Origin of the sequence: Cognatishimia sp. (assembly GCF_964229375.1) — a bacterium.
In the GTDB taxonomy this organism is placed as follows: Bacteria; Pseudomonadota; Alphaproteobacteria; order Rhodobacterales; family Rhodobacteraceae; genus Cognatishimia.
Genome location: NZ_CAXREH010000007.1, coordinates 1 through 7,094, shown reverse-complemented (window position 1 = coordinate 7,094; position 7,094 = coordinate 1). Strand labels below are relative to the sequence as shown.

6 protein-coding genes and 2 pseudogenes are annotated in these 7,094 nt (G+C 56.6%); 5 read left to right on the top strand and 3 right to left on the bottom strand.

Features of this window, described 5'->3' with window-relative positions; genetic code table 11:
* Window positions 1-475 (top strand): annotated as a pseudogene (gene prpE / locus ACEQWH_RS00765) (propionyl-CoA synthetase); the annotation flags it as partial.
* A gap of 15 nt (window positions 476-490) precedes the next feature.
* Entirely contained in the window at window positions 491-1,126 is a 636-nt protein-coding gene (locus tag ACEQWH_RS00760; RefSeq protein WP_370227382.1) for a hypothetical protein, read from the top strand.
* A 14-nt stretch (window positions 1,127-1,140) separates the two neighbouring features.
* Here ACEQWH_RS00760 and ACEQWH_RS00755 read toward each other — a convergent pair whose 3' ends face one another.
* On the bottom strand, window positions 1,141-1,905 hold the full coding sequence (locus tag ACEQWH_RS00755) for an NAD kinase (protein ID WP_370227381.1): 765 nt from the start codon (window positions 1,903-1,905) through the stop codon (window positions 1,141-1,143).
* Window positions 1,906-2,082: 177 nt separating this feature from the next.
* Between ACEQWH_RS00755 and glyA the strand changes: the two genes are divergently transcribed.
* Window positions 2,083-3,375: a serine hydroxymethyltransferase gene (gene glyA, locus ACEQWH_RS00750; RefSeq protein ID WP_370227379.1), complete on the top strand. Its 1,293-nt coding sequence runs from the start codon at window positions 2,083-2,085 to the stop codon at window positions 3,373-3,375.
* Between the two features lie 72 nt (window positions 3,376-3,447).
* Window positions 3,448-4,296, top strand: a complete 849-nt coding sequence (locus ACEQWH_RS00745; RefSeq protein WP_370227376.1) for a DUF817 domain-containing protein — start codon at window positions 3,448-3,450, stop codon at window positions 4,294-4,296.
* 261 nt (window positions 4,297-4,557) lie between these two features.
* On the opposite strand, the gene ACEQWH_RS00740 is transcribed toward ACEQWH_RS00745, so the two are convergent.
* Window positions 4,558-4,932: a hypothetical protein gene (locus ACEQWH_RS00740; protein WP_370227374.1), complete on the bottom strand. Its 375-nt coding sequence runs from the start codon at window positions 4,930-4,932 to the stop codon at window positions 4,558-4,560.
* Window positions 4,933-4,989: 57 nt separating this feature from the next.
* On the opposite strand from ACEQWH_RS00740, the gene ACEQWH_RS00735 reads away from it, so the two are divergent.
* Window positions 4,990-5,757, top strand: a complete 768-nt coding sequence (locus ACEQWH_RS00735; protein ID WP_370227372.1) for an alpha/beta fold hydrolase — start codon at window positions 4,990-4,992, stop codon at window positions 5,755-5,757.
* Between the two features lie 1,080 nt (window positions 5,758-6,837).
* On the opposite strand, the pseudogene ACEQWH_RS00730 reads toward ACEQWH_RS00735, so the two are convergent.
* Window positions 6,838-7,094: pseudogene (locus ACEQWH_RS00730) on the bottom strand (elongation factor 4); the annotation flags it as partial.

The window sequence follows — 7,094 nt, the reverse complement described above, 5'->3', positions numbered from 1 at the left end:
CTACGAAACCGGCGATGCGGGCATGAAGGACGAGGACGGCTATCTCTATATCATGGCGCGCACGGATGACGTGATCAACGTCGCAGGCCACCGCCTGTCCACCGGAGGCATGGAAGAGGTGCTTGCCGAGCATCCCGACGTGGCCGAATGCGCGGTGATCGGCGTCGCGGATCAGCTGAAGGGGCAGATGCCGCTGGGCTTCCTCTGTCTGAATGCAGGCACGGATCGCCCGCATGACGAGATCGTCTCAGAGGTGGTCAAACTGGTGCGTGAAAAGATCGGCCCCGTGGCGGCCTTCAAGATGGCCACCGTCGTGGATCGCCTGCCCAAGACCCGCTCGGGCAAGATCCTGCGCGGCACGATGGTGTCGATTGCCGATGGCAAAGAGTGGAAGATGCCTGCGACGATTGATGATCCCGTGATCCTGGATGAAATCACTGAGGCTCTTCAAGGGCTTGGATACGCGGTTGGTTAGGCCGTATCGGAGTCGATGAAACGCTTTTATTTCGCATGGGCAGTTGTACTTACGACCATCTTAGTGCTGCAAGAAATCTACGGCCCCCAGATCCTCATTTGGATGGGGGCTCTTTATATTCCAACAATTATTCTAGTGATTTTCTGGGATAACAAGCGCATGGACCGTAGGCGTGCAGAGCGAGAACTGCGCCTGGAGGAAACCAGCTTTCACCTAGATCCTAGCCTTCGGATTGATGACAAAGACCAGATCACAGCGCGCGTGTCCAACACTGGTAGTAGAAAGCTCGACGGGCTGCGTTTAGAGGTCTTTTTGGATGTTTCACATTCGAGTCTATCAGAAGGAGACGTTTCTTGCTCGGGAACATTTCTGTTGTCTCCTGTAGTTGAAACTGGTGAAGCCCTCAGGCCTGGCATGGTGCAAGACGTTACAATTCACAGCAAACAACACGCGCCAAGCCTAAGCTTGCCTATAGAACGAGAACCTTACCTGCTTCGTCCTGAACACGCCGCACTTTATGCCGCGGTGGCGCGCCATGGTGGCTTGTTTGAATTTCTTAGATCTGGCGAAGTATCTGCAGTCTTGGAATGTCGACCATCTGGCGACTTCTTGGATGCGCATCTGTTCCAAACGGCACGCCTGAACTTTTGACCACGCCCCAGCGCTTAGACAAACTGCTCGCGGATCAGCCGCTCTTCCAAGCCATGTCCGGGGTCAAACAAAATGCGGTGTCCGACAGATGGCTCAGACTTTATCTCGACCGTCGCCACATTGCGCACCGACCGGCTGTCTGCATCCGCCATCACCGGGCGTTTTTCAGGATTGGTGACCTCAAACGTCACGGTCGAGGACTTGCGCACCAAGGCCCCGCGCCAGCGACGCGGACGAAACGGCGCGATAGCGGTCAGCGCAAGCACATCAGAGCCAATCGGCAAAATCGGCCCATGCGCCGAATAGTTATACGCGGTTGATCCCGCAGGCGTGGCCAGCAACGCGCCATCGCAGACAAGTTCTTCCATCCGCATACGCCCGTCGATCCAGATCCGCAGCTTAGCCGCCTGAGGCCCCTGCCGCAGCAACGACACCTCATTGATCGCCAGCTCTGAATGCACTGTGCCATCCACCTGCGTTGCGGTCATGGTCAGCGGGTTGATGATTTCCTCTTCCGCATCCGCAAGACGCGCCATCAGATCTTCGCTGGCGTATTCATTCATCAGAAAGCCAACGGTGCCGCGGTTCATCCCATAGACCGGAACGTTCAATTCCTGCGTCGCATGAAGCGTCTGAAGCATGAACCCGTCCCCGCCCAGCGCGACGATCAGATCCGCCTGATCTGGGGCGCAGTTGCCATGCATCTCGATCAGCTCGGCCTGACCTGCCTGCGCTGTGTCGGCCTCTGAGGCCAAAAACGCGATTCTCTTGCTGCGCACCACGGGGTGATTCCTGTTTCCAAAGCCCGAAATCTGGTTCCGAAAGAAACATAAGTTCACAGCAAGCACCAGACATGGCGCGACGAAAACGCGCTACGTCGCTTTTTGGCCTTTCGAGCTCGCAGTGTTTCCGATAGGAAACCCGCAAGTTAAATCTCTTACTCGGAGCTTCAAAATATGACCGCATCCACCGACCCCGGTTTCTTTACTGAGTCCCTCGCGACACGTGACCCAGAGCTTTTCGGCTCGATCACTGACGAATTGGGCCGTCAGCGCGACGAAATCGAATTGATCGCATCCGAGAACATCGTGTCCGCCGCCGTGATGGAGGCACAGGGCTCTGTGATGACCAACAAATACGCCGAAGGCTATCCTGGGCGTCGCTACTATGGCGGGTGCCAATATGTGGACGTGGCAGAAAACCTCGCCATTGACCGCGCCAAAGAGCTGTTTGGTTGCGACTTCGCCAATGTTCAGCCGAACTCTGGCTCTCAGGCCAACCAAGGTGTGTTTCAGGCGCTGATCAAACCGGGCGACACCATCTTGGGCATGAACCTGGCCTCTGGCGGCCACCTGACCCACGGCGCGGCTCCGAACCAGTCTGGCAAATGGTTCAAGGCGGTTCAGTATGGCGTGCGCCAAGAAGACAACCTGATCGACTATGACGAAGTCGAAGCGCTGGCACTAGAGCATAAGCCTCAGCTGATCATCGCGGGCGGCTCTGCGATCCCACGCGTCATCGATTTCGCCAAGTTCCGCGAGATTGCCGACAAGGTTGGCGCCTATCTGCACGTCGACATGGCACACTTTGCTGGCCTCGTGGCTGCGGGCGAGCACCCTTCCCCGTTCCCGCACGCGGATGTTGCGACGACCACAACACACAAGACCCTGCGCGGTCCTCGTGGTGGTATGATCCTGACCAATGACGAGGCGATCGCCAAGAAAGTGAACTCTGCGATCTTCCCTGGTATCCAGGGTGGTCCGCTGATGCACGTAATCGCGGCCAAGGCTGTGGCCTTCGGTGAAGCCCTGCGCCCGGAATTCAAAACCTATCAGCAGAACGTACGCGCCAATGCGGTTGCGCTGGCGGATCAGCTGATGAAGGGCGGTCTGGACATCGTCACAGGCGGCACAGACACCCACGTCATGCTGGTTGACCTGCGCCCAAAAGGTGTGAAGGGCAACGCAACTGAAAAGGCGCTGGGTCGCGCGCATATTACCTGCAACAAGAACGGCATCCCGTTTGACCCGGAAAAGCCGATGGTGACCTCTGGCATCCGTCTGGGCACCCCTGCGGGCACGACCCGTGGCTTTGGCGAAGCGGAATTCCGCAAGATTGCCGACCTGATCATCGAAGTTGTCGACGGTCTGGCCGCCAATGGCGAAGAAAACAACGGTGCCGTCGAAGAGAGCGTAAAGGCCCAAGTGGCAGAGCTTTGCGCACGCTTCCCACTGTACGAAGGTCGCTGATTGCACCGACCCTTGTCCTTGTGACACAAAAGGCGCGCAGCATTCTGCGCGCCTTTTCTATTGCAGCCCTACATGACCCAGCCACAGACCCGCACCCAACGCCTTGAACGCCAGCTCGGAGACTGGATGCGCGCGCGCCTGCCGCATGTTGTTGCTGAATTGGTCATGTTCACACTGAAACAAGGTTGGGCCGCGCTCTTTGGGGCACTTTTGCTGGTTGGGATCATTCTGTCGTCACAGATCTGGCAAGCGGACTGGCCGCTGGCGCGCTATGACGCGCTGTTGATCTATGCCGTTGCCTTGCAGGTGATGTTTCTGCTCACCGGTCTTGAAACCTGGGAAGAAGCCCGCGTGATCCTATTGTTTCACGCCACGGGCACGGCGATGGAAATCTTCAAGGTGAACGCAGGCAGTTGGAGCTATCCTGAACCCGCGCTGTTCAAACTGTGGGACGTCCCGATGTTCTCGGGGTTTATGTATGCGTCGGTCGGATCTTACATGGCGCGGGTCATTCGCCTGTTTCAGATGCGCTTTGCGCCCTATCCCCCCCTATGGATCACCTATGTGCTGGCCGGTGCGATCTACATCAACTTCTTTGCACACCATTTCGTGGCCGACATACGTCTGGTCCTGTTCGCAGCAACGGTCGTGGTCTTTGCGCGCACCCGCGTCTGGTTTCAGATTGCACAGCAGAGACACTGGATGCCTCTACCGCTTGCAGCCTTCTTCTCCAGCTTTGCGCTTTGGATTGCCGAGAACGTCGGCACCCGCACCAAGACATGGCTCTACAGCGGGCAAACCGCCGGAGAATTGGTCAGCTTTGCCAAACTGGGGTCATGGTATTTGCTGCTGTATGTCAGCTTTGTCACGGTGACAATCGTGGCCAGGGACGCGCTGGCGCAAAAGGGCGAAACAACCTAAAGGCGAATTTCAGTCTGACCGCAAAGCGATGGACCGCTCGAGATCCGCCGCAAGATGGCCGCGCTGTTCTCGTGACATGGGCCCAATCGGGGGACACGTTGGGCCCGCAAAGTTTTTTGAAACGCGCATGCCGCCCTGTTTCCAGTCAAATAACAATCTGAAAGGACAGCATATTTCTGTTCTCAATCGCGAAACCGCACTTCGAATCAAGTCGGCGCGATGCGATGTGAAAACACTCTTAAATCTGGAAACGTCAGAGGCTTAGACCAGCCCTTGCCACTGCAGGAAAAACACCAACAGGATGCTTGCGATGCCCAGGTGAACCATGGCCTCCCAGCGCCCGCCATTCATCTTACGCAGCCGGACTTCCTCTGGATCGTAGTACACCAGATCATCCACCAGACCGGTCATCAAACCCTCGAATTCTTCAATTTCTTCAGGGTTTGTGGTGCCGTCTGGCCCTATGTTTTGCTGCAGTTCCACAAGACGATCAGCGGTCTTGTGCGTTCTGCGTGGCAATTTGCGTTTCATCTGGCTCATGGCCTGATCCAGACTTTCGCCTTCCACACCAAACTTTCTTCGGATAATCAGCCGAAGAATAAAGATGTTGTGTTCTACATCCTCTAGTTCAATCATATCGTCCCCACGACTTTGCGATCCCCACCGCGCAGTTAACCAATTGGTAACGCTTCAATGCTGCAGAAAATTGACTATCCAAATCAATCCTCTCGTCCGCCTCTGCTGGTGGTGCATGGCCTCTATGGGTCTGCCCGCAACTGGGGTGTCGTGTGCCGCAAGCTGTCCGCGGATCGTCCGGTTCAGGCCGTCGACAACCGCAACCATGGGGAGAGTGACTGGTATGATACCCACAGCTATCTGGATCTGGCCGAAGATCTTGCGCAGGTGATCGGGGCGCAGCAGGGTAAGATGGATGTGCTGGGGCACTCGATGGGCGGCAAGGCTGCCATGGCGCTCGCGATGCTGCGCCCAGAGCTGGTGAACCGTCTGATCGTCGCGGACATCGCGCCTGTCACCTATAGCCACAGCCAGCTGCCCTTCATCCACGCCATGCGTGCCGTGGACCTGACGCAGGTCGAGAAGCGCTCTGACGCGCTTTCACAGCTTGAGGCGGCGGGCGTAGACGACCCCACCCTACGTTCCTTCTTTACCCAGTCACTGGACCTGAAGGCAAAAAAATGGCGCCTGAACCTGGATACTTTGGAAGCAGAGATGCCCAAGATCATGGGATTTCCGGACATAGACGGCCAGTTTGAGGGCGAAACCCTGTTCCTGTCGGGGGCCAATTCAGACTATGTCCTGCCCGACCACCGCCCCAAAATTCGAGCGCATTTCCCCAAGGCAGCCTTTGTCAAAATATCAGGGGCGGGCCATTGGCTGCACGCTGAAAAACCGGCGGAATTCATTGCCACGGTGGACGCGTGGTTAAAGCGCGGTGAATAAACCACACAGTCCTGCGTAAAATACGGCACATCGCCACAAGATGTAGTTGATTTTGCCGAAACCCACCGCTAACAAGGCCTCATTAGGTGCATAGACGCGGTATGTAGTTCTGACGCAAGGGGTCGCTGCCATAGGCAACGACCCCTTATGTATTTCAGCCCTTGGACAGAGCCAGCAAGCAGAAATAGAAGAAAGACGTCAGGTGCTCAGACGCGGTCCTTGCAGCGTGCGTCACGAGGAAACCCCGATCACACAATCCTGACGCCTTCCGATGGATGTCCCGACATCATTCTCAACCCACGAGGATCTCTGAACAAAGCCCGTTCATCCGTTTTGCCCTAACCTTTGCAGGTCAGCGCTGCGGGAAAACCCAGCGATACCGGTCCGAAAACCTGCACGCGATACACACCAAATGGTCCATACCAAGGGCCTATCCCCCCAGCCAATCATCCGCCGAAGCCTCTGATCAGCCCGCGACCGCCATTCCACCGCCTTCCCATCCTCGGCGTCCTAAGACCCCATCTCAGTTTCGGCCAGCGTCCTAAGATTTTCGCGTGGTCCAGGTCGTTGCCTCCCTCTTCCCCGCGTCCCCCTTAAGAGACTTTCGCGTCCCGCTCCGGATCTTGCGATCCCTTGCGTTGGGTTAACGTTGGCATTTGATTTGGGCGTCCGGCAAGGAAAATATTTTGTTTTATGCTAATTTCTTGGGGGTAAGTCTTTGAGTTTGCTTGTGGATTTCCTGTGGATAACTCGGATTTCCTAAGCGTCTCGGCTGGCTTGTGAGATTGAACGTGAAAATCACACGAAGGCGCGGTTTCGCGGGCGATTTTTGCTTTGGCCGGCGTGGTTTTGGTGGATCACGCGGGATCTGCCGGAGAATCACGGGGAATCAAGGCGCCAATTTTGAGGGTGTTTGAACATGGATTGAGCGGGAGGGAAAGCGGGATATTGCAGCTGCGGCATCGTTTTCATCGCCTGTGGCAATGCCGCGCTTTCAATCTACCCGGCGCCCGTCCCGAGGGGTGGGTGCAAAGCGCCCGGCCCATGGGGGTCGGGCGCTGCCCATGCAGAGAATGGGCTTTAGCTATCCATCTTCAACGCTGAAATAAACGCTTCCTGCGGGATATCCACTTTGCCGAACTGACGCATCTTTTTCTTACCGGCCTTCTGCTTCTCCAGCAGTTTCTTCTTCCGGGTCGCGTCGCCGCCATAGCATTTCGCTGTCACGTCTTTGCGCAGCGCAGATAGGGTCTCGCGCGCGATGACTTTGCCGCCGATGGCCGCCTGGATCGGGATTTTAAACATGTGGCGCGGGATCAGATCCTTAAGCTTTTCAC

Excerpts from the sequence above, each read along its gene's own strand:
- ACEQWH_RS00760 (WP_370227382.1), top strand. The coding sequence starts at position 491 with ATGAAACGCTTTTATTTCGCATGGGCAGTTGTACTTACGACCATCTTA.
- ACEQWH_RS00740 (WP_370227374.1), bottom strand. The coding sequence starts at position 4,932 with ATGATTGAACTAGAGGATGTAGAACACAACATCTTTATTCTTCGGCTG.
- ACEQWH_RS00735 (WP_370227372.1), top strand. The coding sequence starts at position 4,990 with ATGCTGCAGAAAATTGACTATCCAAATCAATCCTCTCGTCCGCCTCTG.
- ACEQWH_RS00745 (WP_370227376.1), top strand. The coding sequence starts at position 3,448 with ATGACCCAGCCACAGACCCGCACCCAACGCCTTGAACGCCAGCTCGGA.
- glyA (WP_370227379.1), top strand. The coding sequence starts at position 2,083 with ATGACCGCATCCACCGACCCCGGTTTCTTTACTGAGTCCCTCGCGACA.